This is a genomic window from Pseudarthrobacter sp. 10T415 (genome assembly GCF_056394175.1).
Genome location: NZ_JBFTHJ010000026.1, coordinates 1 through 22,792, shown reverse-complemented (window position 1 = coordinate 22,792; position 22,792 = coordinate 1). Strand labels below are relative to the sequence as shown.

Genomic DNA, 22,792 nt, shown 5'->3' with positions numbered 1-22,792 from the left:
CTACTCGCCTGCGACCCGCAGGTCGCGGCCCGAGGCGACCTTGGAGGACATGCCGAACAGTTCGATGAAGCCACGCGCCATGGACTGGTCAAAGGTGTCGCCGGTGTCGTAGGTGGCGAGGTCGAAGTCGTAGAGCGAGGTGTCGGAGCGGCGGCCGTTGACAATGGCCTGGCCGCCGTGGAGCACCATGCGAATGTCACCGGAGACGTACTTCTGGGTGTCTTCGATGAACGCGTCGAGGGAGCGCTTGAGCGGGGAGAACCACTGTCCGTCGTACACCAGCTCGGCCCAGCGCTGGCCAACAGTTGCCTTGAAGCGGGCCTGCTCGCGCTCAACGGTGATGTCTTCGAGGTGCTTGTGCGCGGTGATCAGGGCCATGGCACCGGGCGCCTCGTAGATTTCACGGGACTTGATGCCGACGAGGCGGTCTTCCACGACGTCGATCCGGCCAACGCCCTGGGCGCCTGCACGGCGGTTCAGTTCCTGGATGGCCTGCAGCGGTGTGACCTTGACGCCGTCGATCGCTACCGGGACACCGGCCTGGAAGGAGATAGTGACCTCGTCCGGTGCCGGCGGGAATTCCGGGGTGGCCGTGTAGTCGTAGATGTCCTTGGTAGGGGCGTTCCAGATGTCTTCGAGGTAGCCGGTTTCGACGGCGCGTCCCCAGACGTTCTGGTCGATCGAGTACGGGTTCTTCTTGGTGGTCTCGATCGGCAGGCCCTTTTCCTCGGCGAAGGCAATGGCCTTGTCGCGGGTCAGCGCGAGGTCGCGGACGGGGGCGATGCACTTCAGGTCCGGTCCGAGGGTCTGGATGCCCACTTCGAAGCGGACCTGGTCGTTGCCCTTGCCGGTGCAGCCGTGGGCCACGGTGGTGGCGCCGAATTCGCGGGCAGCCTTGACCAGGTGCTTGACGATGACGGGGCGGGAGATGGCGGAGACCAGCGGGTAGTGGCCCTGGTAGAGGGCGTTGGCCTTCAGCGTGGGCATGGCGTATTCGTTGGCGAATTCGTCACGGGCGTCGGCGACGTAGGCCTCCACGGCGCCGCAGCCGAGGGCACGCTGACGGATGGTCTCGAGGGACTCGCCGCCCTGTCCGACGTCGACGGCCACGGCGATGACCTCTGCACCGGTGGCTTCACCGATCCAGCCGATGGCTACGGACGTGTCCAGGCCGCCGGAGTAGGCAAGCACAATGCGTTCAGTCACTTCAGATGCTCCTTGTTGGGGTTGGTTGGTTGATTGTCTTCAAGCTTATTGCCCGGCGTCCTCGGCCAGCTGCAGGAAGCGGGCCGCGAGGTCCGGGCCGCCCAGCGGGTCGCGGGAGACCAGCAGGACGGTATCGTCACCGGCGATGGTGCCCAGGATGGACGGCATCACCGAGTGGTCGATGGCCAGGGCCAGGAAGTTCGCGGCCCCGGGCGGGGTCCGCAGGACCACCAGGTTGGCGGACGCTTCGGCCGTGACCAGCAGTTCACTGCACAGCCGGGCGAGCCTGGCGTCCAGGATCTCCTGGCTCACGCCGCTGCGCGCCGACCGTTCGCCGCCCTCGGCCGGCACCGCGTAGACCAGGGCGCCTTCCTTGCCGCGGACGCGGACGGCGCCGAGTTCCACGAGGTCCCGGGACAGCGTCGCCTGGGTGACCTGCACGCCGTCGTCCGCCAGCAGGGCCGCAAGCTCGGCCTGTGACCGCACCGACTGGCCCGTGAGGATGGCAGTGATGCGCGCCAGCCGGGCAGTTTTGGTGGCCGGGCTGGAGCCCGGCGCCGACGGGTTGGTGGACACTAGAACGTGCTCTCCCCGGTACCTTCAACGGGAGCCAGCCCGTCCACGAAGGCCAGGCCGGAGCGGTGCATCAGCCACGCCATGAGGGCCTTCTGGGCGTGGAGCCGGTTCTCGGCCTCGTCCCAGACGATCGACTGCGGGCCGTCAATGACATCGGCGGAAATTTCGTAGCCGCGGTAGGCGGGCAGGCAGTGGAGTACGACGGCGTCTTCCGCAGCGAGTGCCATGGCGTCCGCGTCCACGGAGTAGTCGCGGAACAGCTGGAGCCTGGCTTCCTTCTCCGCTTCCTGGCCCATAGAGACCCAGGTGTCGGTGGCCACGACGTCGGCTCCCTGCAGGGCTTCCTTGGCGTCGGTGGTGATGAGCACCGAGCCTCCCGTTTCGGCCGCGCGTTCTTCAGCGGCGGCCACGATCTCCGCGGCCGGCAGGTACCCTTCGGGGCCGGCGATCCGGACGTGCATGCCTGCGGTGACGCCGGCCAGCAGGTAGGAGTTGGCCATGTTGTTGGCGGCGTCCCCCAGATAGCTCATGGTGAGCCCCTTCAGGTCGCCCTTGTGTTCCTTGACGGCCAGCAGGTCTGCCAGGAGCTGGCAGGGGTGGTAGTCGTCGCACAGGGCGTTGATGACCGGAACCCTGGAGTTTTCGGCCATGGCCACCAGGCCGGAGTGGGCCCCGGTGCGCCAGACGATGGTGGAGACCATGCGTTCCAGGACCTTGGCGGTGTCCTCCACGGATTCCTTGTGGCCGATCTGCGCCTCGCCCGGGTTGATGATCAGGGCGTTGCCGCCCATGTCGGCGATGCCGGTGGCGAAGGAAACCCGGGTGCGGGTGGAGGTCTTGTCGAAGATGACAGCAACGGTCTTGCGTCCGCTTCCCTCGGCGGCGAACGGCTGGACACTGTACGGCGCGGCCTTCATGCGGACGGCGAGCTCCAGCACTTCCGCCTGTTCGGCGGGGCTGAGGTCGGTGTCCTTGAGGAAGTGCCGGGTGGTTGCAACGGTCACTGGGCGTCCTTAGCTGCTTGGAGGATTGCCGGGAAGGCGGCGAGGAAGGTGTCGGCCTGGGCCATGGTGAGGATCAGCGGCGGCGCCAGGCGGATGGTGCGCGGACCGGGGCTGTTGACGATGAATCCGGCGTCAAGTCCTGCCTGCACGACGGCGGGCGCGACGTCGGCGTCGAGGTCGAAGCCGATCAGGAGGCCTTCGCCCCGGACCTCCGTGACGCCGGGAAAGGCTGCCAGCGCGGAGCGCAGGTGCTCCCCCACCGCGGCAACGTTCGCCAGCACGTGCTGGCTTTCCAGGGCGTGCAGCGTGGCGAGGGCCGCCGCCGTCGCCACCGGATTGCCGCCGAAGGTGGTGCCATGCTGGCCGGCGGACAACAGCGACGACGTCTGCTCACCGAACGTGAGCAGGGCGCCGATGGGGAATCCGCCGCCCAGTCCCTTGGCCAGGGTGATGGCATCGGGGACGATGCCGGAGTCCGAGCTGGCGAACCACTTGCCCGTGCGGCCGATGCCGGTCTGGACCTCGTCGAGGATCAGCAGCGCCCCGGCCTTGGTGGTGGCTTCACGCGCGGCCTTCAGGTAGCCGGGCGGCAGTGGCCGCACGCCGGCCTCACCCTGGATGGGTTCCAGGAACACGGCGGCGACGGTCCCATCCACGGCGGCTTCGAGCGCGGCGATGTCCCCAAAGGGGATGTGCACCACGCCGCCGGGCAGCGGCTCGAAAGGCGCCCGGTAGGCCTCCTTGGCCGTGAGGGCGAGGGCGCCCATGGTCCGGCCATGGAAGGCCCCTTCGAGGGCGATGATCTTGGTGCGTTTGGTGTCGCCGCTGCCGGTGTTGCGGCGGGCCAGCTTGAAGGCTGCCTCGTTGGCTTCGGTGCCGGAGTTGCTGAAGAACACCTTGGACCCGGCCGGTGCTGCGGCCAGTTCCAGCAGCTTTTCGGCCAGCGCAATCTGGGTGGGGCTGGTGAAGAAGTTGGACACGTGGCCCAGGGTAGCCAGCTGGCTGGAAATCACGGAGGTGACGAACGGGTGGGCGTGGCCGAGGGCGTTGACGGCGATACCGCCGAGCAGGTCCAGGTATTCCTTGCCGTCGGCGTCCCATACAAGGCAGCCGGAACCACGGACCAGGACGCGTTGCGGGGCGCCGAACACGCCCATCAGCGACGTGGAGTAGCGGGACAGCCATTCCGAGCCGGCATGGCCCTGGGTTTCGACCAGCTCAGTTACTGAGGGCTTCTCAACGGTGTTCATGCGTTTGTCTCCTCGTCCGGGACTACCTGGGTGCCGATGCCCGCGGTGGTGAAAGTTTCCAGAAGCATTGAGTGGGGCAACCGACCGTCCACGATGTGTGCCCGCTCCACGCCCTCGTCGATGGCCTTGAGGCAGGCGGCCATCTTGGGAATCATGCCCGATTCGAGGCTGGGCAGCATGTCCCGCAGTTCGGTCGCTGTGAGCGAGGAGATCAGCGAGGACTTGTCCGGCCAGTTGGCGTAGAGGCCTTCGACGTCGGTCAGGATCACCAGCTTCGAGGCGCCCAGGGCGGACGCCACCGCCGCGGCTGCGGTGTCCGCGTTGACGTTCAGGACCTGGCCGGTGGGCTGGAAGCGCGCGGCGCCGGGAACGCCGTCACCGCCGTCGACGATTTCCGGGGCAACGGTGGAGATGACCGGGATGCGTCCGGCGTCGAGGATGTCCACGATGCCTGCGGGGTCGACGCCGACCACCTCGCCTACCAGCCCGAGGTCCACGTCCTCGCCGTCCACCACGGTCCCGGTGCGGACGGCGCGCAGCAGCCCGCCGTCTTCGCCGGACATGCCTACGGCGTAGGGGCCGTGGGAGTTGATGAGACCCACGAGTTCCCTGCCCACCTGGCCGGTGAGGACCATGCGGACCACGTCCATGGCTTCCGGTGTGGTGACGCGGAGGCCGCCCTTGAATTCGGATTCGATGCCCAGCCGGCCCAGCATGGCGTTGATCTGCGGGCCGCCGCCATGGACCACCACGGGGTGGATGCCGACATGGTGCAGGAACACGATGTCCTCGGCGAAGGCCCGGCGGAGTTCATCGTTGACCATGGCGTTGCCGCCGTACTTGATCACCATGGTGGTTCCGGCGAACCGCTGGATCCAGGGCAGGGCCTCGATAAGGGTTGCAGCCTTGTCCTGGGCGTCGGACATGCTGGTGGTCTCACGCGTCTGGGTGTTCATGCTGTCTCTTCCGCAAAAGTAGGCATACGTGCTGGCAACGTGCAGCGGCTAGCTGGAGTAGGCGCTGTTTTCGTGCACGTAGTCGTGGGTGAGGTCGTTGGTCCAGATGGTTGCCTCGGCGTCGCCGGCCTGCAGGTCGATTTCCACCAGGACTTCGCGAGGTTCCAGGTCCACCAGTGCCCGGTCGTCACCAATGCTGCCGTTGCGGCAGATCTGGATGCCGTTCATGGCCACATTGAGCTTGTCTGCTTCGAAGACGGCGTCGGTAGTGCCCACGGCGGACAGCACGCGGCCCCAGTTGGGGTCCTTGCCGAAAATGGCAGCCTTGAACAGGTTGGACCGGGCCACAGAGCGGCTGACGGTTTCGGCGTCCGCTTCGCTGGCGGCGTTGAACGTCCGGATGGCGATGTCGTGGCTGGCGCCTTCGGCGTCGCCGATCAGCTTCCGGGCGAGCTCGGCGCAGACCTGGGTCAGGCCGGCACCAAACGCTTCCGCTGCCGGCACCGCACCGGAGGCCCCGGAGGCGAGCAGGACCACGGTGTCGTTCGTGGACATGCAGCCGTCGGAGTCGGCGCGGTCAAAGGTGACGCGGGTGGCGTCGCGGAGAACGACGTCGAGCATTTCGGGCTCGACGGCGGCATCCGTGGTGAGGACCACCAGCATGGTGGCCAGCCCCGGAGCCAGCATGCCGGCGCCCTTGGCGATCCCGCCGATGGTGAATTCCTGGCCGTCCGCGTCGGTGCCGATGAACAGCGCGGACTTGGGGACGCTGTCCGTGGTCATGATGGCGGTGCCGGCGTCCGGGCCGCCGTCGGCGCTGAGGGCAGCGGCCGCGGCCTCGACGCCGGGAAGGATCTTGTCCATGGGGAGCTGCTCGCCGATCAGGCCGGTGGAGCAGACAAAGACGTCAGTGGCCGAGATGCCCAGAACATCGGCCACTTTCTCGGCGGTGCTGTGGGTGTTCTGGAACCCGGTGGGTCCGGTGCAGGCGTTAGCACCGCCGGAGTTGAGGATGACGGCGTCCACGCGGCCGTCGGATACGACCTGGCGGGACCAGTGCACCGGGGCCGCTGCCACGCGGTTGCTGGTAAAGACTGCGGCTGCGGCCTTGGACGGTCCGTCATTGACCACCAGGGCGAGGTCCGGGTTTCCGGAGGCTTTCAGCCCGGCGGTGACGCCGGCGGCCCGGAATCCCTGGGGTGCGGTAATGGTCACGGGGCTACTCCCTGCAGGTTGAGGCCGGCGGTTTCCGGCAGGCCGAGTGCGATGTTCATGGACTGCACGGCGCCGCCGGCAGTGCCCTTGGTGAGGTTGTCGATCACGCAGGTGACGATGACCCGGCCGGTGTGGGGGTCGAAGGCCACCTGCATGGCTGCGTGGTTGGAGCCCTGGACGGACTTCGTGCCGGGCCACTGGCCTTCGGGCAGGAGATGGACGAACGGCTCGTCGTCGTAGGCGTCAGCCCAGGCCTGCCGCAGCTGCTCTGCGGTAGTGCCTGCCTTCACCTTCGCGGTGGCGGTGGTGAGGATGCCGCGGCTCATCGGGGCCAGGGTGGGCGTGAAGGAAACGGTGACCTGCTCCCCTGCTGCGTTGGACAGGCCCTGCTCGATCTCCGGTGTGTGCCGGTGGGCGCCGCCAACGCCGTAGGGGCTCATGGAGCCCATGACTTCGGCGCCGATCAGATTAACCTTGGCGGCCTTGCCCGCGCCGGAGGTGCCGGACGCGGAAACGATGACGACGTCGTCGGGCTCCAGGAGGTTTGCGGCGAACCCCGGTGTCAGGGCGAGCAGCGCGGACGTGGGGTAGCAGCCCGGCACGGCGATGCGGGTGGCGCCTTTGAGGGCCTCGCGCTGGCCGGGAAGTTCGGGAAGGCCGTAGGGCCAAGTGCCGGCGTGGGCCGAGCCGTAGAACTTCTCCCAGGCTGCGGGGTCTTCGAGGCGGTGGTCTGCGCCGGCGTCGATCACCACGGTGCCTTCCGGCAGCTGCGCGGCGATCTCGGCGGATGCGCCGTGCGGCAGGGCAAGGAAGACGACGTCGTGGCCGGAGAGGTTCTCCACCGTGGTGTCCTCAAGGATGCGGCTGGCCAGCCCGTGCAGGTGCGGCTGCAGCTCCCCGAGCCGCGACCCGGCGTTGCTGTGGGCGGTGATGGCACCGATCGTGACGTCCGGGTGTCCGGCAAGGATGCGGAGCACTTCCCCGCCCGCGTAGCCGCTGGCGCCCGACACTGCAACAGAAATAGTCATGATCCGACTATACAGCAATAGTTATGCATAGACGCCGATACTTATGCATGCGGCAGGCAGGGAGTATTCGAAGGCCTGGGAACAAAGGGAATCCCTAGGATGGTTGGAGCAGCCGGAGGCCGGAGACGCCGGCCCGGGAAGGGGAAGCAATGACGCACGCAATCGTCGCACGCCAGGCAGGCGGACCGGAAGTACTGGAGTACACGGAGGTTGACCGGCCGGTCCCCGGCCCCGGACAGTTGCTGGTCAAGGTCGGAGCGGCCGGGGTCAACTTCATTGATACCTACAAGCGCGGCGGTGTCTACAAGGTCCAGTACCCCTTCATCCCCGGCTCCGAAGCTGCCGGCACAGTGGAGGCGGTGGGCGACGGGGTGACCGCGTTCACCGCCGGTGACCGCGTGGCCACGGCGGAGGGCATTAACTGTTACGCGGACTATGCGCTGGTGGACGAGGACGCCGCACTCCCGGTACCGGCCGGTCTGGATGACTTCACCGCAGCAGCCCTCCCCCTGCAGGGCATGACGGCGCATTACCTGATGAACTCCACCTTCAAGGTGGAACCGGGCCACACCGTCCTGCTGCACGCCGGGGCCGGCGGTGTGGGGCTGCTCCTCATCCAGCTGCTGAAGGCCCGCGGCGCCCAGGTCATCACCACCGTGTCCACCGACGAAAAGGAAGAGCTGGCCCGTGAGGCAGGCGCTGACCACGTGCTGCGGTACGAGGGCTTTGCGGCGCGGGTCCGGGAGATTACCGGCGGCACCGGCGCGGACGTGGTGTACGACGGCGTTGGCAAGGATACGTTCGACGGCTCACTGGAGGCCCTTCGGATCCGCGGAACCCTGGTGCTCTTCGGCGCCGCGTCCGGCCCTGTGCCGCCGGTGGATCCGCAGCGCCTCAATGCCGGCGGCTCGCTGTTCCTGACCCGGCCCACCATGGGGCACTACCTCCAGGATGCCGCCGAGCGGCGGTGGCGCTCGGGCGAAATTTTCGCAGCCGCGGCTGATGGCGCCCTCAAGGTCCGCGTCGGCGGGCGCTATCCGCTGTCCCAGGCAGAGCAGGCGCACCGGGACCTCGAAGGCCGCCGCACCACTGGCAAGGTGGTGCTGGTTCCCTGAGGCCCGGGCCACCCCGGCTGAACGTGCGGTGAACTGCCAGTCCTCCCAGGCTGGCCGAACCCGGCGCGCCGGACACCTGTTGTTCACCTTGCCGGGGCAAAATGCCCGGGTGACTCAGCAGCAGGTCCCCCTTGGGGATATCCATTCCGGCGCCACGCCGGCCGCTCCCCATGCATCCGGCGGTTTGCAGGCCGATGACTCACCCGGACCGCTGCCTGCAGGGGCTTCAACTCCGGGTTCGGCGCAACCTGCGGGCGCGCACGCACCGCAGTTCCAAGGGTCTCCGGCCGCCCCGCCCGTCCGGACGCTGATTGATATCCTCCAGGACTCCGCCGCCCGTTTCCCCGACGCCTCGGCGCTCGACGACGGCCGTGTGTCCCTCAGTTACGCCCAGCTCATGGACGAAGTACGGTCTGCCGGCCGCCGCCTCCACCAGGCTGGCCTCGGTGCCGGCGACCGGATCGGCGTGCGGATTCCTTCAGGCACCAACGAGTTGTATGTGGCGATCCTGGCCGTCCTGCTGGTGGGCGCGGCCTACGTCCCCGTTGACGCGGACGATCCCGACGAACGGGCCCGGCTGGTTTTTGACGAGGCCAAGGTCGCCGCCGTCATGGAAGGCGGGCAGGTGATCAGGCCCGGCACGGCGGGAGGCCGCCGCACAGGGCCCTTTGCGGGCGCCCGCCCACCTGTGCCGGATGACGATGCCTGGATCATCTTCACGTCCGGCTCCACAGGGACACCCAAGGGCGTGGCGGTCCAGCACCGCTCGGCCGCCGCGTTCGTGGACGCGGAGGCGAGGATTTTCCTGCACGGCGATCCCTTGGGACCCCAGGACCGGGTGTTGGCCGGGCTCTCCGTGGCCTTCGACGCTTCGTGCGAAGAAATGTGGCTCGCCTGGCGGCACGGTGCCTGCCTTGTCCCCGCACCACGTGCCTTGGTCCGTACGGGCATGGACCTTGGCCCCTGGCTGATCAACCACGGCATCACCGCCGTGTCCACCGTGCCCACCCTCGCGGCACTCTGGCCGGCCGAATCCCTGGAAAACGTCCGCCTGCTCATCTTCGGCGGTGAGGCCTGCCCGCCCGAACTGGCGGAGCGACTGGCCGTGGAAGGCCGTGAGGTCTGGAATACCTACGGTCCCACCGAAGCGACAGTGGTGGCCTGCGCGGCCCCCCTCAACGGTTCCGGCCCCGTACGGATTGGGCTGCCATTGGATGGCTGGGACCTCGCTGTCGTGGACGACCACGGCATTCCGGTGGCGGAAGGCGGGACGGGTGAGCTGATCATCGGCGGCGTCGGGCTGGCCCGGTACCTTGACCCTGCCAAAGACGCCGAAAAGTACGCTCCCATGGCCAGCCTGGGCTGGGACCGCGCCTACCGCTCCGGGGACCTTGTCCGCTTCGAGCAGGCAGGCCTCATATTCCAGGGCCGCGCCGACGAGCAGGTCAAACTGGGCGGCCGCCGGATTGAACTGGGCGAAATCGACTCCGCCATGCAGTCGCTGCCCGGCGTTGCCGGCGCGGCCGCCGCGGTGCAGACGACCGCGGCGGGCAACCAGATCCTGGTGGGCTACCTGGCACCTGTTGCCGGGGAAGGCCTGGACCTGGCTGAGGCACGCAGGCACCTGGCAGGAAGCCTGCCGGCTGCGCTGGTGCCCCTCCTGACGGTGGTGGATTCGCTGCCCACCAAGACCAGCGGCAAGGTGGACAGGCACGCGCTGCCCTGGCCGCTCGCCGGTGCAGGTGCGGCAGAGGCGGATGCTGCTCCCCTGAACCTCCCCGAGGACGCCACCTGGATCGTGGAGCAATGGAGCAGCATCCTGGGCAGTCCGGTGACATCGCTCGACGCGGACTTCTTCGCGTACGGCGGCGGATCCCTGTCCGCGGCGCAACTGGTGTCCGCCCTCCGGGCCCGCTACCCCACCATCACCGTTGCCGACATTTACGCGACGCCCCGGGTGGGAGCGCTGGTGGAGCTGGCACGGCAATCACAGCCCGATGGGTCCTTCGGCCCGGCACCGATCCGCACCGTGCAGCCCACCGCACTCAAATCCCAGGTGTTCCAGACGCTGATGGGAGTTCCCCTGCACATCCTGGTGGGCATGCGCTGGCTGACCTACCTGATGGCAGCCAACAACCTGCTGGCGGGCGCTGCCGGGTTCGCCGCAGCTCCCACCGTTTCATGGTGGTGGGTGGCAGCTTCGTGGCTGGTGTTCGTCAGCCCGGCGGGTCGGATGCTGCTGGCGGTGGCCGCCGCACGGATCCTCCTGCGCGGCGTGCGGCCCGGCACATATCCACGCTCCGGCCGGGTGCACCTCCGGCTCTGGCTGGCAGAGCAGATCCAGGACCTGGCAGGCGCCATCAGCCTGGCCAGCGCACCGTGGGTGCCCTACTACGCCCGGGCCCTCGGCGCGAAGATTGGCCGGGACGTCCAGCTGCACTCGCTGCCGCCGGTGACCGGGCTGCTGACGCTGGGCCGTGGTGCCAATGTGGAGCCGGAGGTGGATCTGTCCGGGTGGTGGATCGACGGTGACCATGTCCACATTGGCGCCGTCCGCATCGGCGCCGGCGCCTCGGTAGGCGCCCGCAGCACGCTGATGCCCGGAACGTCCATCGGCGCAGGAGCGCAGGTTGACGCGGGCTCGGCGGTCTCGGGGAAGGTCAAGGCCGGGCAGCTGGTGGCCGGGTCACCTGCCCGCCGGCAGGGCAAAGCCAGGCATTCCGCTCCTGAAGCACCCGTCCTGGGCCCCGTGGCTGCCAAGGCCTGGTTCGGCGGATTCGCGCTGGCCTCGGCAGTACTGTCCCTGATCCCCTTCGTGTCCGCAGCGGCGGCCGCCTGGGTGGCCTACCTGTTCATCCAGGGCGGCACCTCCCTGAGCGGCGCACTGCCCCGGCTCCTGCTGGCCCTCGCGCCCGCCGCGCTCACCTGGTTCGCCGCCAACACCCTCCTCATCCTGGCCGCAACCCGGCTCCTCAGCGTCGGCATCACCGAGGGCTACCACCGGGTACGCAGCCGGGTGGGCTGGCAGATCTGGGCCACCGAACGCGTCCTCGACCTTGCCCGGGACCTGCTGTTCCCCATCTACGCCAGCCTCTTCACGCCTGTGTGGCTGCGCCTCCTGGGAGCAAAAATCGGCAAGAACGTGGAAGCCTCCACGGTGCTGCTGATCCCCAAGATGACCACCGTGGGGGAAGGTGCCTTCCTGGCGGACGACACCATGGTGGCCTCCTACGAGCTGGACGGCGGGTGGCTTCGCGTGGCCCCGGCCAAGATCGGCAAACGGTCCTTCCTGGGCAACTCCGGCATGACAGCAGCGGGCCGGAACGTTCCCAAGAACTCGCTGGTCGCTGTCCTCTCCGCAACGCCGGCCAAGGCCAAGTCCGGCACGTCCTGGCTGGGCAGTCCGCCGGTCCGCCTCCGCCGCACAGCCATCGCCTCCGACGACACCCGCACCTTCCAGCCCCCGCTGAAGCTTAAGGTGGCCAGGACGCTGTGGGAGCTCTGCAGGTTCCTGCCCGTTATGCTCACGGTGGCTATTGCCGGCGCTGCCATGCTGGTCTTCGACTGGTTGGCCGCCACCTTCAACTACGGGGTGGCAGCCCTGCTCAGCGGCGTGGTCATGCTGCTGGCCGGTTTCGTGGCGGCGTTCTCCGCCGTCGCTGCCAAGTGGATCCTGGTGGGACGGATCCGGGCCGGCGAGCACCCCCTTTGGAGCTCGTTCATCTGGCGCAACGAAGTGGTGGACAGCTTCATCGAGCTTGTCAGTGCACCGTGGTTCGCCCGGGCCGCGTCCGGCACCCCGGCGCTGGTCTGGTGGCTTCGTGCCCTCGGGGCCAAGATCGGAACAGGCACCTGGTGCGAAAGCTATTGGCTGCCCGAGGCGGACCTGGTGACCCTCGGCCGTAACGCCACCGTCAACCGGGGCTGTGTGGTGCAGACGCACCTGTTCCACGACAGGGTGATGAGCATTGACGCTGTTACCCTCGAAGACGGGGCCACCATGGGCCCGCACGGGGTCATCCTGCCCCAGGCCAGCGTGGGTGCCGGCGGAACGGTGGGCCCTGCGTCCCTGGTGATGCGCGGCGAGTCCGTCCCGGCCGCCACGTATTGGATGGGCAACCCTGTCAGTCCGTGGAACGGCCCTGCAACACCGTCTGCCTAGCAACCGAAGGTCGCCATGAGTTCTCCAGCATCAGCCGCCCGCGGCAGCGTGGCCGCGTCCAGCGGTGCTGCCCCCGATCCCTACATGCCCGGCGCCGGCACCAACGCCTACCGGGTGGAACGCTACGAACTGGACCTGGACTACCGCGTGGCCAGCAACCGCCTGGGCGGCAGGGCGGTGCTGCACGGCGTCGCCTGCGTGCCGACGTCGGCCATTGTCCTTGACCTGGTGGGGCTCCGCGCCTCCAAGGTCCAGCTCAATGGCAGGGCAGTGCGGTTCAGCCAGCGCGCCGAGCAGCTGGTGGTCTCAACGCCGGCTCCCCTCCAGGCGGACGAGCCCTTCACCCTCGAAGTCCGGTACGGGGGCAACCCCTCGCCCCGGCGCGGCCTGTGGGGCGAAGTGGGCTGGGAAGAACTGACCGACGGCGTGCTGGTGGCCGGGCAGCCCAACGGCGCGCCATCCTGGTTTCCGTGCAACGACCATCCCCGCGACAAGGCCAGCTACAGGTTCACTGTGACCACCGACGCGAACTACCGCGCCGTCTGCAACGGGGTGCTGCAGGCCCGCACCATCCGGTCCAGCCGGGAAACATGGGTGTACGAGCAGGCTGAGCCGATGCCCGCGTACCTTGCCACCGTGCAGATCGGCCGGTACGCCCTGCTGGAACTGGATGCCGGGCGTTCAGCACCGCAGGTGCCGCAGCACGTCGCAGTCTCCCCCGCCCTCGCCGACCAGGCACGCGCCGGGCTGGCGCTGCAGCCGGCCATGATGCGGACGTTCAGCAGCTGCTTTGGGCCCTATCCGTTCGCCGGCCACACAGTGGTGGTCACGGAGGACGAGCTCGAGATCCCGCTTGAAGCCCAGGGGCTGTCCATCCTGGGCCCCAACCACCTGGCCGCGGACTGGGAGTCGCAGCGGCTGATCGCCCACGAGCTCTCGCACCAGTGGTTCGGAAACTCCCTGACCGCCGCCGGCTGGCAGGACATCTGGCTCCACGAGGGCTTCGCCTGCTACGCCGAATGGATCTGGTCCGAGGAAGCCGGCGTGATGCCAGTCGCTGCCCGGGCGGGTGCCGCGTGGCGGGGGCTGAAGGCCGATGCGCAGGACCTCCTGGTGGGCGACCCGGGGCCGCAGCACATGTTCGATGACCGGGTTTACAAGAGGGGCGCCCTGGCGGTGCACGCCGTCCGCATGGCAGTGGGTGACCTGGCGTTCTTTGCGCTGCTGCAGGAGTGGACCGCCACCCACCGGTACGGCTCGGTCAGCACCCATGACTTCATCATGGCCGTGGACCGTGCCACCGCCATCGACACCGAAGCGTTGCTGCACCCGTGGCTGTATGAGGAGCTTCTGCCGCCGCTTCCGGCAGGCTGATGCCCCGTTCCGGTGCTGCCTGGATGCGTCCGGGCGTAACGGAAAGCGCGACGGCGGCCGCCAGCTGCGCGGGCAGCCCGGTTTCCGCGGGGGCAAGGTCCCTCAGGCCCGGCAGTCCGCGCACGTCCAGGGACGAGGGCGCTGTACGGAGCCCCTCGCCGGTCATCTTCAGCCATGCTTCCTTCCGGGCCCACAGTTTCGCCTGGGCGGCCAGCCGCCCTTCCGGCGGCACGCTCCGAATGTCCCGGTGTTCGGCGGTGGTCAGCGCCAGCACGGCAAATCCACTGAAGCCGGTATGGGCCGGGTCCTCAATGTCCACGCCGAGACGCACGTCCGGCCCTGCGTCCGGGACGGCCGCCAACAGGGTCCAGCCGGCGGCCCGGGAGAGACTCAGGGCCAGCGGCAGCCGGGTGCCCCGGTAGGAGTAGCCGGGCCTGCCGTGGCTGAGGTCCGCGCCGGCGCCGCACTGCGGGCAGCTGTAGCAGGCGTCCAGGCTGGTTTCGGCCACGCCCAGCAGGTCAGCGGCGAACCGGCGCTGGGCCAGGCGGGAGGCCAGGAACCGGTGGCCCGCCGTGGGCTCCATGGCGCGGGCGCGGTGCAGCTCGGCGCCGTCCAGGAGCCCTTCCGAGTCCTGCATCAGCCCGGCGGCGTCACGGGCAAGCGAAAGGGGCGGGACGGCGCGAACCACAAGCTGTGGAGTCATGCCGTCCCGCCCTTTGTATCGCCAGCCGGCCAAGCGACTAGCGCTGGACTGCCCCGAAGCGCTCGGCGGCCAGTGCCACGGCGCCCTCGCGTGCGGCGGACGCTTCGTCAGCCGTCAGGGTGCGGTCCGCGGCGCGGAACCGCAGGCCGAACGCCAGTGACTTCTTGCCGTCTTCGATGCCCTTGCCGGCATACACGTCGAACAGGGCGACGTCCTCCAGCAGTTCGCCGGCGCCTTCCCGGAGTACGGCGAGGACGTCATCCGCGGGCACATCAGCGGGAACCACCAGCGCCACGTCCTGGGTGGCCACCGGGAACGTGGAAATGTGGCGGGCCACGATTACGTCCGGGGCCGCGTCGAACAGGGCGTCGGCGTTGATCTCCAGCGCCACCGAGCGGGCGGGCATGTCAGAGGCTGCCAGCAGCTTGGGGTGCAGCTCACCGGCGTAACCCACGGTCTCGCCCGTCCGCAGCGACAAGCGTGCGGCGCGGCCCGGGTGGAACGCCTGGTGGCTGCCCTGGCTGACCACGAGGTCCACCCCAAGGACGTCCCCGGCGAGGCGGGCGATGTCCAGGGCGTCCGCCCAGTCCCACAGCCGGGGTTCGTGCCCGGCGGCAGCCGGGGAATCATGCCCGGTCAGGACGGCGGCGACGTGGAACGGCTGGTCCGGGACGCCGTCGTACAGTTCATCCAGGACCTCGTCAGCGGGCTTTGCGCCGAGCGGCGGAATGGAGGCGGTGCCCATGGTGCTGCCGGGCAGGAACACAAGCCCGGACTCGAAGATGGCGAGGTCGCGGAAGCCACGGGAGTGGTTCCGCTTGGCCACCTCGATCAGGCCCGGCAGGACGGAGGTGCGCAGGAAGCCCTGCTCTTCGCTGATGGGGTTGGCCAGCTTAAGCGCGGGCCGGGCGGCACCCTGTTCCGCCACGCCGAACGTATCGTTGGCGGCCTTGGAGACAAACGGGTACGACAGGACTTCGGTGAGACCGGCGTCCGCCAGTGCCTGGATGAGCCGACGGCGCTGCTGCTGCAGGCGCGTCAGGCCACGCCCCGGAGGAGCGACCGGCAGCGTGGCGGGAATCTTGTCGTAGCCCACCAGCCGTGCGATTTCCTCGGACAGGTCTTCCTTGGTCTCGAGGTCGTGCCGCCAGCTCGGCGCTCTGACCGTCCAGCCGCCGTCGTGCTTTTCCACCGCGGCGCCGAGGTCCTCCAGGGCGGTTACGATCTGCTCTTCCGTGAAGTCGATGCCGATCCGGGCGGCCGCGAACGCTGCGGGAAGCTCGATGGTGACCGTTTCCGGTGCGGTTCCAACGTCGGTTCCGGCGTCGTCGGCTGTGCCGCCGGCCAGTTCCACCAGGAGGTCCACGACGCGCTGGGCGGCGATGCCGGCCACGTGCCAGTCGACGCCGCGTTCGAAGCGCTTGGATGCTTCGGACGGCAGCTTGTGCCGGCGGCGGGAACGGCTGATGGACACCTCATCGAAGTGGGCCGCCTCAACCAGGATGTTCGACGTCGCATCGCCCACCTCGGTTGCCGCGCCGCCCATGACGCCGGCGATGCCGATGGCACCGGAGTCGTCGGTGATGAGCAGGTCCTCAGGATCGAGGGTGCGTTCCTTGTCATCGAGGGTGGTGATCTTCTCGCCCGCGGTTGCGCGGCGCACCACGATGTCCCCGGACAGCTTGTCCAGGTCGTAGCAGTGCGTGGGCTGGCCCAGTTCGAGCATGACGTAGTTGGAAATATCCACCGGCAGGGAGATGGAGCGGATGCCGGCGAGGCGCAGGCGTGACGCCATCCACGGCGGGGTGGGCCGGCTGGGGTCCACGCCGCGGACGGTGCGCGCCACGAAGCGGTCGCAGCCGGGCTTGCCGTAGATGGGGGCGTCGTCGTTAAGCTTGACGCCGTAGCCGCCGGACAGCACGTCAGGCGCCTGCACCTTGCTGGCGGGGTCCGTGAAGGTGGTTCCTGTGGCGTGCGCGTACTCGCGGGCCGCGCCGCGGATGGAGAAGGCGTAGCCGCGGTCCGGCGTGACGTTGATTTCGGCTGCCTGGTCGTAGAGGCCCAGCAGTTCCATCGCGTCGGTGCCGATTTCCGGATCAAGGCCGATGCGGGAGAGAACCAGGATGCCGTCGTGGTCATCGCCGATGCCCAGCTCACGGACGGAGGCGATCATGCCGGCGGAAAGGTGTCCGTACGTCTTGCGGGCAGAGATGCGGAAGTCACCCGGCAGGACGGCGCCCGGGAGCGTGACCACTACCTTGTCGCCTTCCACGAAGTTGTGGGCGCCGCAGATGATGCCCTGGACTCCGGAAGGGTCGATGCCCTCTCCGGTCAGGGTCTGCTCCGCGCCTTCGGGAACGACGCGGACCTGGCACCAGTTGATGGTCTTGCCGTTGGTCTGCGGTTCCTTGACGATGCTCAGGACCTGGCCCACCACGACCGGCCCCTGCAGGGTATCGGTGGGACGGTGGACGTCCTCTTCCTCGAAGCCGACCTTGACCAGTTCTTCCATGACGTCTTCGGCCGTGGCTCCGGCCGGTACCTCTGCGAATTCACGCAGCCAGGAAAGGGGGATACGCACTGTTAGATCTCCATCCCGAAGTGCTCGCTGAAACGTACATCGCCTTCGATCATGTCGCGCATGTCGCTGACCTCGTTGCGGAACATGAGGGCACGCTCGATGCCCATGCCGAAGGCAAAACCTGAATAGACATCGGGGTCGATGCCGGCAGCGCGGAGGACGTTGGGGTTGACCATGCCGCAGCCGCCCCACTCGATCCAGCGCGGACCGCCCTTGGCGCCCGGGTGGAAGATGTCCAGTTCCGCGGACGGCTCGGTGAACGGGAAGTAGTTGGGCCGCAGCCTGACCTTCGCTTCGTCGCCGAACATCTGCCGGGTGAAGTGCTCCAGGGTGCCGAGCAGGTCTGCCATGGACAGGCCCTTGTCGATGGCCAGGCCCTCGAACTGGTGGAACACCGGGGTGTGCGTGGCGTCGAGTTCATCGGTGCGGAACACCTTGCCCGGGCACAGGACGTAGATGGGCAGATCGCGTTCCAGCATGGAGCGGACCTGGACCGGGGACGTGTGCGTGCGCATGAGGAGGTGTGCCTCGGGCGGCTCCACGAAGAACGTGTCCTGCATTTCCCGTGCCGGGTGGTCCGGCTTGAAGTTGAGGGCGTCGAAGTTGAACCACTCCGATTCCACCTCCGGGCCTTCGGCGATTTCCCAGCCCATGCCCACGAAAATGTCCGAGACGCGGTCCTGCAGGGTGGACAGCGGGTGCCGGGCACCGGCACGACGACGGCGGGGCGCGGCGGTGACGTCCACAGTCTCTTCGAGGAGGATCCGTGCGTCGTTCTCGGCTTCCAGCACCGCGGTACGGTCGGCGAGCGCCTTGTTGACCCGGCCGCGGGACGCGCCCATCAGCTTCCCGGCGAGCGCCTTCTGGTCCTTGGGGAGCCTGCCAATTTCACGGTTGGCCAGGCTGAGGGGTGATTTCTCCCCCGTGTGCGCCAGCCTCACCGCCTTCAGCTCGTCAAGGGTGGCAGCACCGGCGATGGCGGTGACGGCCTGGTCTACAGCGGCGTTGATGGCGGCTTCATCCGTGGGGTTCGGGATGGCATCGCCCGGCAAAGTTTCAGTCATCTACTGTTCTTAGCTACGAGTTCGTTGGCTGCCGGCGAACAGGGCAGCCTGCACGGTTTCCCGGCGGCGCGTCCGTCACTGGCAGGTCATGGATGAATGCCCGTGGATTCCGTTCAGTAATCCCGTGCATTCAATGACCAGGGCAGGGCCAGCCGGAAAACCGGCAGCCACTGCCCTCCAGTCTAGTAGAACGCTCCGGTTACCATGGCCTCATGACATTGCGGCAGCGCCCCGGACGCGTGCAGCACCTGCGCCTGCAACACTTGCGGCGTCGGCTCCTGCGCGCCCACCACCTGCGCCGGCACTCCCTGACAGCCGGCCAGCGGGCCAGGCAGGCGGCCAACCTGGCCAACGGCAGCACGCTGCTGGGCCTGGCTGTTGCCGGCGCTGCCCGTACCCGCCTGCAGCGTGGTCCGCGCGGCCTGCTCCTGGCCGCCGGTTATGGGTGGCGGTTACCGGTAGCCGGAGCATTCACCCTGGGCAACGTGGTGCTGTGCCGCTGTTCCACGGAGGCCTTGCTGGACCGGCCGGAGCTGCTGGGGCACGAGGAGAAGCACTGCTCCCAATACGCCTGGTGCCTGGGCCTTCCCTTCATCCCCCTATACCTGCTGGCCGCGGGGTGGTCGGTGCTGCGGACAGGTAATCCGGGGACGGGCAACGTCTTTGAGCGGCGGGCGGGCCTGCTGGTGGGCGGCTATCCGTTACACGGAAAGCGGGCCTGGTCATGACGCCGGCCGACACCCCCTTACCCCTGCGTGATGGCAGCGTGACCGTCACAGGTTCCGGCTGGGCGGATGCCGCTCCGGATGTGGCGGTTGTTTCCATCGGCGTGGAATGCCGCCGCGATTCCGTCGAGGCTGCCTACTCTGCGGCGGGGAGCGCCCTGGCTGCCGTCACAGCAGCACTCCGCGGGCAAGGCGTTGCCCCTGCGGACCTGCGGACGGCCGGGCTGAACGTCAGGGCAGACCTGGTGTGGCGGGAGGGCGAAGGCCAGCGGGTCGCAGGGTATGTCGCTGCCAGTACCCTTGCTGTGCAGCTGCGGGATGTAGCGGCGGCTTCGCGGATGATTTCCGATGCCACTGCTGCCGGTGTCAATGACGTCCGGCTCAACGGCCTGACCTTCTCAATTTCGGATCCGTCCGCGGTGAAAGAGCGTGCCCGCGCAGCCGCGTGGGAGGACGCCAGGGCCGCTGCCGCACAGTATGCCGCCCTTGCCTCCGCCACGCTGGGCAGTGTCCTGTCCGTGTCCGAGCTCCCCGCGGGGCAGGGCCCCGTCCCCGTGGCCAGGATCCAGCGCATGGCCGCGGCGGAAAGCGTGTCCGTGGAGCCGGGGGAAAGCCGTGTGGACGCAGCCGTCACTGTGGTGTGGGAGCTCATAGCCGGGCAGTAGCGGGCCGGGCCGCCTTGACATTCATTCGAACATGTTTTCGAATGAATGCATGAGATGGGACGCGCAGGCACTGCTGCAGGCACCCGGGGACGGCTCTGCTGCCACCCCCGCACTACTTCCGCTTGCCGGCCTGGTCCGTTCCGTCACCACACCGGAGTTTGCGGGCATCACCTTTCACGAGGTCACCGCTAAATCTGTGCTGAACAGGGTGCCGGCCGGTTCGAAGATGCCGTTTGAGTGGACCGTGAATCCCTACCGCGGCTGCAGCCACGCCTGCGTTTACTGCTTTGCGCGCAAGAGCCACACCTACCTCGATTTTGACGCCGGCCTGGACTTCGACAGCCAGGTGGTGGTCAAGGTCAACGCGGCCGAAGTCTTGCGCAAAGAGTTGGCCAAGCCCTCCTGGACGCGGCCGCAGGTGGCGCTGGGAACCAACACCGATCCCTACCAGCGTGCGGAGGGAAGGTACCGGCTAATGCCCGGCATTATTGCTGCGCTGGCTGACTCCGGCACTCCCCTCTCCATCCTGACCAAGGGAACGCTGCTGGCGCGGGACATACCTTTGCTGAAGAGCGCGGCAGCACAGGTCCCTGTGGGCCTTGGCATTTCACTGGCCATGACGGACGAGGCCCTTTCCGAGGCCATAGAACCGGGCACGCCGGGTCCGCGGGCCCGGCTCAAGCTCGTGTCCAGGCTCCGGGAGGCGGGCCTTCCTTGCGGCGTCATGGCAATGCCCATCCTGCCGTGGCTCTCGGACAGCGACGAAGCCCTTGACGCACTTTTCGCGTCGCTGGCCGCAGCCGGCGCCACCGGCGTCAGCGCGGGCGCCCTGTACCTCAAACCCGGCACCCGGGAATGGTTCATGAAGTGGATTGCCGCAAACCATCCCGGGCTGGCTGGCCGCTACCGCCGCCTCTACGGGTCAGGCTCCTACGCGTCCAAGGAGTACAGAACCTGGCTGGCGGGCAAGGTGCGCTACTTCAAGGCGCGGCACGGCTTCGCCTTCTCGTCCGGGTTCAGCCACCGGGACCTTGATCCCCGCGAGGAGGAAGCCGAGTACCCCGCAGGCATCATCCCCGAAGCACGGCAGGGGCACGGTGAAGGCAATTCCGCCCCGCACGGTGGTGCTGCGGGCGCTCAGCAGGCCCTCTTCTAGTTCAGCGTCGTTCGGCCGGAACGGCCAGGGATGCGAGCAATGCGCGGACAATCGGGAAGTCTGCCGGTATCCACGGCAGCGCCAGGACGGCATCCGGGCCGTCCAGGGGCAGCCAGCGCAACTGGTCATGGTCCTCCAGCGGACGGGGCTCCCCGGAGGTAATCTCTGCAGTCCAGACGCGCATGGCGGCACGGTCGTTCAGCGGCCAGCCGCCGGGCCCGTCAGCAGGAAGCTCCGTCCCGAGGCGGACAACGACGCCGAGCTCCTCCAGCAACTCCCGCCGGAGAGCGCTCTCGGGTTCCTCTCCGGGCTCCACCTTGCCACCGGGGAACTCCCACAGGCCCGCCAACTTTTCCGGGGCATTGCGCCGCGCCACCAGCAGCATGGACGGCTGGTCCAGCCGGTCCACCACCGCACCGCCCACCACCTGTATCAGTTCAGTCACCGGTCCAGTCTATGGGGGACAATGGGAACACCGGCCGGGCTTCCCGGGGAATATCCGTCCCCCGGAGGCAGTTGACCAAGTCCGGGCCCGTGGTCATCCGGGCCGTGCAGCCCCACCGTCGTGGCATTGTTTCTTCCATCAGCAATCCACTTCGGAAAGCAGGCTTATGAGCAGCGCCACCCAAACGTCCACGGCAGGCCCCCTGACCTCCCGCAACCTGGCGCTCGCGATTATCTCGCTGGCCATGGGCGGCGTCGGCATCGGTGTTACCGAGTTCACCATGATGGGCCTGCTGAAAGAGGTGGAACAGGGGCTGGGCATCAGCACGCCGGAGGCCGGCCATCTGATTTCCGCCTACGCCCTGGGCGTGGTGGTGGGCGCGCCGCTGCTGGCTGCTGTTGGTGCGCGGCTGCCGCGCAAACAGCTCGCCCTGGGCCTGTTGCTTTTCTTCACGGTGGCAAACCTGACGTCGTTCGTGGCTCCCGACTACGGCACCATGCTGGTGTCGCGCTTCGCCGCCGGCCTTCCGCACGGCGCGTTCTTCGGTGTTGCGGCGGTCATCGCTGCGTCCCTCGTTCCGCCCACCCGCCGCGGCTGGGCGATTTCGATGGTGATGGCCGGACTGAGCATCTCCAACGTGGTGGGCGTACCCTTCGCCACCTGGCTCGGGCAGACCTATGGCTGGCGGCTGCTGTTCGTCCTGGTCGGTTTAATTGGACTGCTGACCCTGGCGATGGTCTGGCGCTTTGTGCCCTTCCAGGCTGCCCACCCCGATGCGAGCATCAGGCGTGAGCTCGGCGCTTTGAAGCGGCTGCAGGTGTGGCTGGCCATCCTCATCGGCGTGGTGGGCTTTGGCGGCTTCTTTGCCACCTACACCTACATCGCCCACACCATGACCACGGTGGCCGGGATCCCGTCATCGCTGATTCCCCTGGTGGTGGCCCTGTACGGCCTGGGCATGGTGGCCGGCAACATCGTGGGCGGAAGGCTCGCCGACAAGTCGGTCATGGGAACCCTGTACAGGGTTCTGCCCGCCATTGCGGTTGCCCTGGTGGTCTATGCCGTGGCGGTGCACTGGCCGTGGTCGGCACTGGTCATGGTGTTCGTGGTGGGCGCCTCCGGGTCCATGCTGATCCCGGCACTGCAGACCCGGCTGCTGGATGCCTCCCCCGATGCCCCGTCGCTGGCATCCTCACTGAACCACGCGGCGCTGAATGTCGCCAATGCCCTTGGCGCTTTCCTCGGCGGCCTCGTCATTGCCCTCGGGTGGGGCTACGTGGCTCCCGCGCTGGTAGGTGCCGTCCTGGCGGTCCTGGGCTTCGGCGTCGCCGTCCTCAGTGGCGTGTTGGAACGCCGGAAGCCGTTGAAGGCCTGAGTCCCCGTTCCGGCGTGCGCGGCAAAGGGTGGGGTTCGCTGACCTAGCTGTAATTCCCACGGACGTTGTGAACAGCGTGGCGTGATGTAAAGGGCGAGGGCCTCCGGTATCGATTTGGGTTACCACACTCATCTCGATGCCCAGGAGGCCCTCGTGTCCTACGTTACTCATGCCAACGCCGACCTCACACCT

18 protein-coding genes are annotated in these 22,792 nt (G+C 68.2%); 7 read left to right on the top strand and 11 right to left on the bottom strand.

Annotation, left to right across the window (positions count from 1 at the left end; all coding sequences use genetic code 11):
• Genes AC1DBN_RS20330 through argC form a run of 7 tightly spaced genes read right to left on the bottom strand, consistent with a single transcriptional unit; the run spans position 1 to position 7,235 of the window.
• Positions 1-1,206, bottom strand: a complete 1,206-nt coding sequence (locus tag AC1DBN_RS20330; protein WP_056083213.1) for an argininosuccinate synthase — start codon at positions 1,204-1,206, stop codon at positions 1-3.
• Between the two features lie 45 nt (positions 1,207-1,251).
• Entirely contained in the window at positions 1,252-1,782 is a 531-nt protein-coding gene (locus AC1DBN_RS20325) for an arginine repressor (RefSeq protein ID WP_015936711.1), read from the bottom strand.
• Positions 1,782-2,786, bottom strand: coding sequence for an ornithine carbamoyltransferase (argF, locus tag AC1DBN_RS20320; RefSeq protein WP_091719385.1), 1,005 nt, complete (start codon positions 2,784-2,786; stop codon positions 1,782-1,784). Before argF ends, AC1DBN_RS20325 begins: the two co-directional genes overlap by 1 nt.
• Positions 2,783-4,036 (bottom strand): acetylornithine transaminase, encoded by a 1,254-nt coding sequence (locus AC1DBN_RS20315; protein ID WP_091719383.1) that lies wholly within the window; start codon positions 4,034-4,036, stop codon positions 2,783-2,785. Before AC1DBN_RS20315 ends, argF begins: the two co-directional genes overlap by 4 nt.
• Positions 4,033-4,992: an acetylglutamate kinase gene (gene argB / locus AC1DBN_RS20310; RefSeq protein ID WP_314215878.1), complete on the bottom strand. Its 960-nt coding sequence runs from the start codon at positions 4,990-4,992 to the stop codon at positions 4,033-4,035. The genes AC1DBN_RS20315 and argB overlap by 4 nt, the downstream gene beginning before the upstream one ends.
• Positions 4,993-5,040: 48 nt before the next feature.
• Positions 5,041-6,207, bottom strand: coding sequence for a bifunctional glutamate N-acetyltransferase/amino-acid acetyltransferase ArgJ (gene argJ / locus AC1DBN_RS20305; protein ID WP_015936707.1), 1,167 nt, complete (start codon positions 6,205-6,207; stop codon positions 5,041-5,043).
• Positions 6,204-7,235 (bottom strand): N-acetyl-gamma-glutamyl-phosphate reductase, encoded by a 1,032-nt coding sequence (gene argC, locus AC1DBN_RS20300; RefSeq protein ID WP_091719377.1) that lies wholly within the window; start codon positions 7,233-7,235, stop codon positions 6,204-6,206. The genes argJ and argC overlap by 4 nt, the downstream gene beginning before the upstream one ends.
• A 149-nt stretch (positions 7,236-7,384) precedes the next feature.
• Here argC and AC1DBN_RS20295 point away from each other — a divergent pair, with 149 nt between their 5' ends.
• The 3 genes from AC1DBN_RS20295 to AC1DBN_RS20285 all read left to right on the top strand — a co-directional run bounded on the left by AC1DBN_RS20295 (position 7,385) and on the right by AC1DBN_RS20285 (position 13,886).
• A complete protein-coding gene (locus AC1DBN_RS20295) occupies positions 7,385-8,350 on the top strand; it encodes a quinone oxidoreductase family protein (RefSeq protein WP_091719375.1) in 966 nt (321 codons plus the stop codon).
• A 211-nt stretch (positions 8,351-8,561) separates the two neighbouring features.
• Positions 8,562-12,512: a Pls/PosA family non-ribosomal peptide synthetase gene (locus AC1DBN_RS20290; protein WP_477724072.1), complete on the top strand. Its 3,951-nt coding sequence runs from the start codon at positions 8,562-8,564 to the stop codon at positions 12,510-12,512.
• Positions 12,513-12,527: 15 nt separating this feature from the next.
• Positions 12,528-13,886: a M1 family metallopeptidase gene (locus AC1DBN_RS20285; protein ID WP_477724065.1), complete on the top strand. Its 1,359-nt coding sequence runs from the start codon at positions 12,528-12,530 to the stop codon at positions 13,884-13,886.
• On the opposite strand, the gene AC1DBN_RS20280 is transcribed toward AC1DBN_RS20285, so the two are convergent.
• The 3 genes from AC1DBN_RS20280 to pheS are packed head-to-tail and all read right to left on the bottom strand — an operon-like array spanning position 13,792 to position 18,234.
• Positions 13,792-14,589: a 4'-phosphopantetheinyl transferase family protein gene (locus AC1DBN_RS20280; RefSeq protein ID WP_477724064.1), complete on the bottom strand. Its 798-nt coding sequence runs from the start codon at positions 14,587-14,589 to the stop codon at positions 13,792-13,794. The genes AC1DBN_RS20285 and AC1DBN_RS20280 overlap by 95 nt on opposite strands.
• Positions 14,590-14,626: 37 nt before the next feature.
• Positions 14,627-17,170, bottom strand: coding sequence for a phenylalanine--tRNA ligase subunit beta (gene pheT, locus AC1DBN_RS20275; protein ID WP_477724063.1), 2,544 nt, complete (start codon positions 17,168-17,170; stop codon positions 14,627-14,629).
• Positions 17,171-17,172: 2 nt separating this feature from the next.
• Positions 17,173-18,234: a phenylalanine--tRNA ligase subunit alpha gene (gene pheS, locus AC1DBN_RS20270; RefSeq protein ID WP_056083242.1), complete on the bottom strand. Its 1,062-nt coding sequence runs from the start codon at positions 18,232-18,234 to the stop codon at positions 17,173-17,175.
• Positions 18,235-18,446: 212 nt separating this feature from the next.
• Here pheS and AC1DBN_RS20265 point away from each other — a divergent pair, with 212 nt between their 5' ends.
• The 3 genes from AC1DBN_RS20265 to AC1DBN_RS20255 are packed head-to-tail and all read left to right on the top strand — an operon-like array spanning position 18,447 to position 20,780.
• Complete coding sequence (locus AC1DBN_RS20265) at positions 18,447-18,962, top strand: hypothetical protein (RefSeq protein ID WP_477724062.1); 516 nt, start codon at positions 18,447-18,449, stop codon at positions 18,960-18,962.
• Positions 18,959-19,624 (top strand): SIMPL domain-containing protein, encoded by a 666-nt coding sequence (locus AC1DBN_RS20260; protein WP_477724061.1) that lies wholly within the window; start codon positions 18,959-18,961, stop codon positions 19,622-19,624. The genes AC1DBN_RS20265 and AC1DBN_RS20260 overlap by 4 nt, the downstream gene beginning before the upstream one ends.
• Positions 19,625-19,673: 49 nt before the next feature.
• On the top strand, positions 19,674-20,780 hold the full coding sequence (locus AC1DBN_RS20255) for an Rv2578c family radical SAM protein (RefSeq protein ID WP_477724060.1): 1,107 nt from the start codon (positions 19,674-19,676) through the stop codon (positions 20,778-20,780).
• Position 20,781: 1 nt separating this feature from the next.
• Here the strand turns inward: AC1DBN_RS20255 and AC1DBN_RS20250 are convergent, their stop codons facing one another.
• Positions 20,782-21,225, bottom strand: a complete 444-nt coding sequence (locus tag AC1DBN_RS20250; RefSeq protein WP_477724059.1) for a (deoxy)nucleoside triphosphate pyrophosphohydrolase — start codon at positions 21,223-21,225, stop codon at positions 20,782-20,784.
• Positions 21,226-21,391: 166 nt separating this feature from the next.
• Here AC1DBN_RS20250 and AC1DBN_RS20245 point away from each other — a divergent pair, with 166 nt between their 5' ends.
• Positions 21,392-22,600: an MFS transporter gene (locus AC1DBN_RS20245; RefSeq protein WP_477724058.1), complete on the top strand. Its 1,209-nt coding sequence runs from the start codon at positions 21,392-21,394 to the stop codon at positions 22,598-22,600.
• Positions 22,601-22,792: the final 192 nt, after the last annotated feature.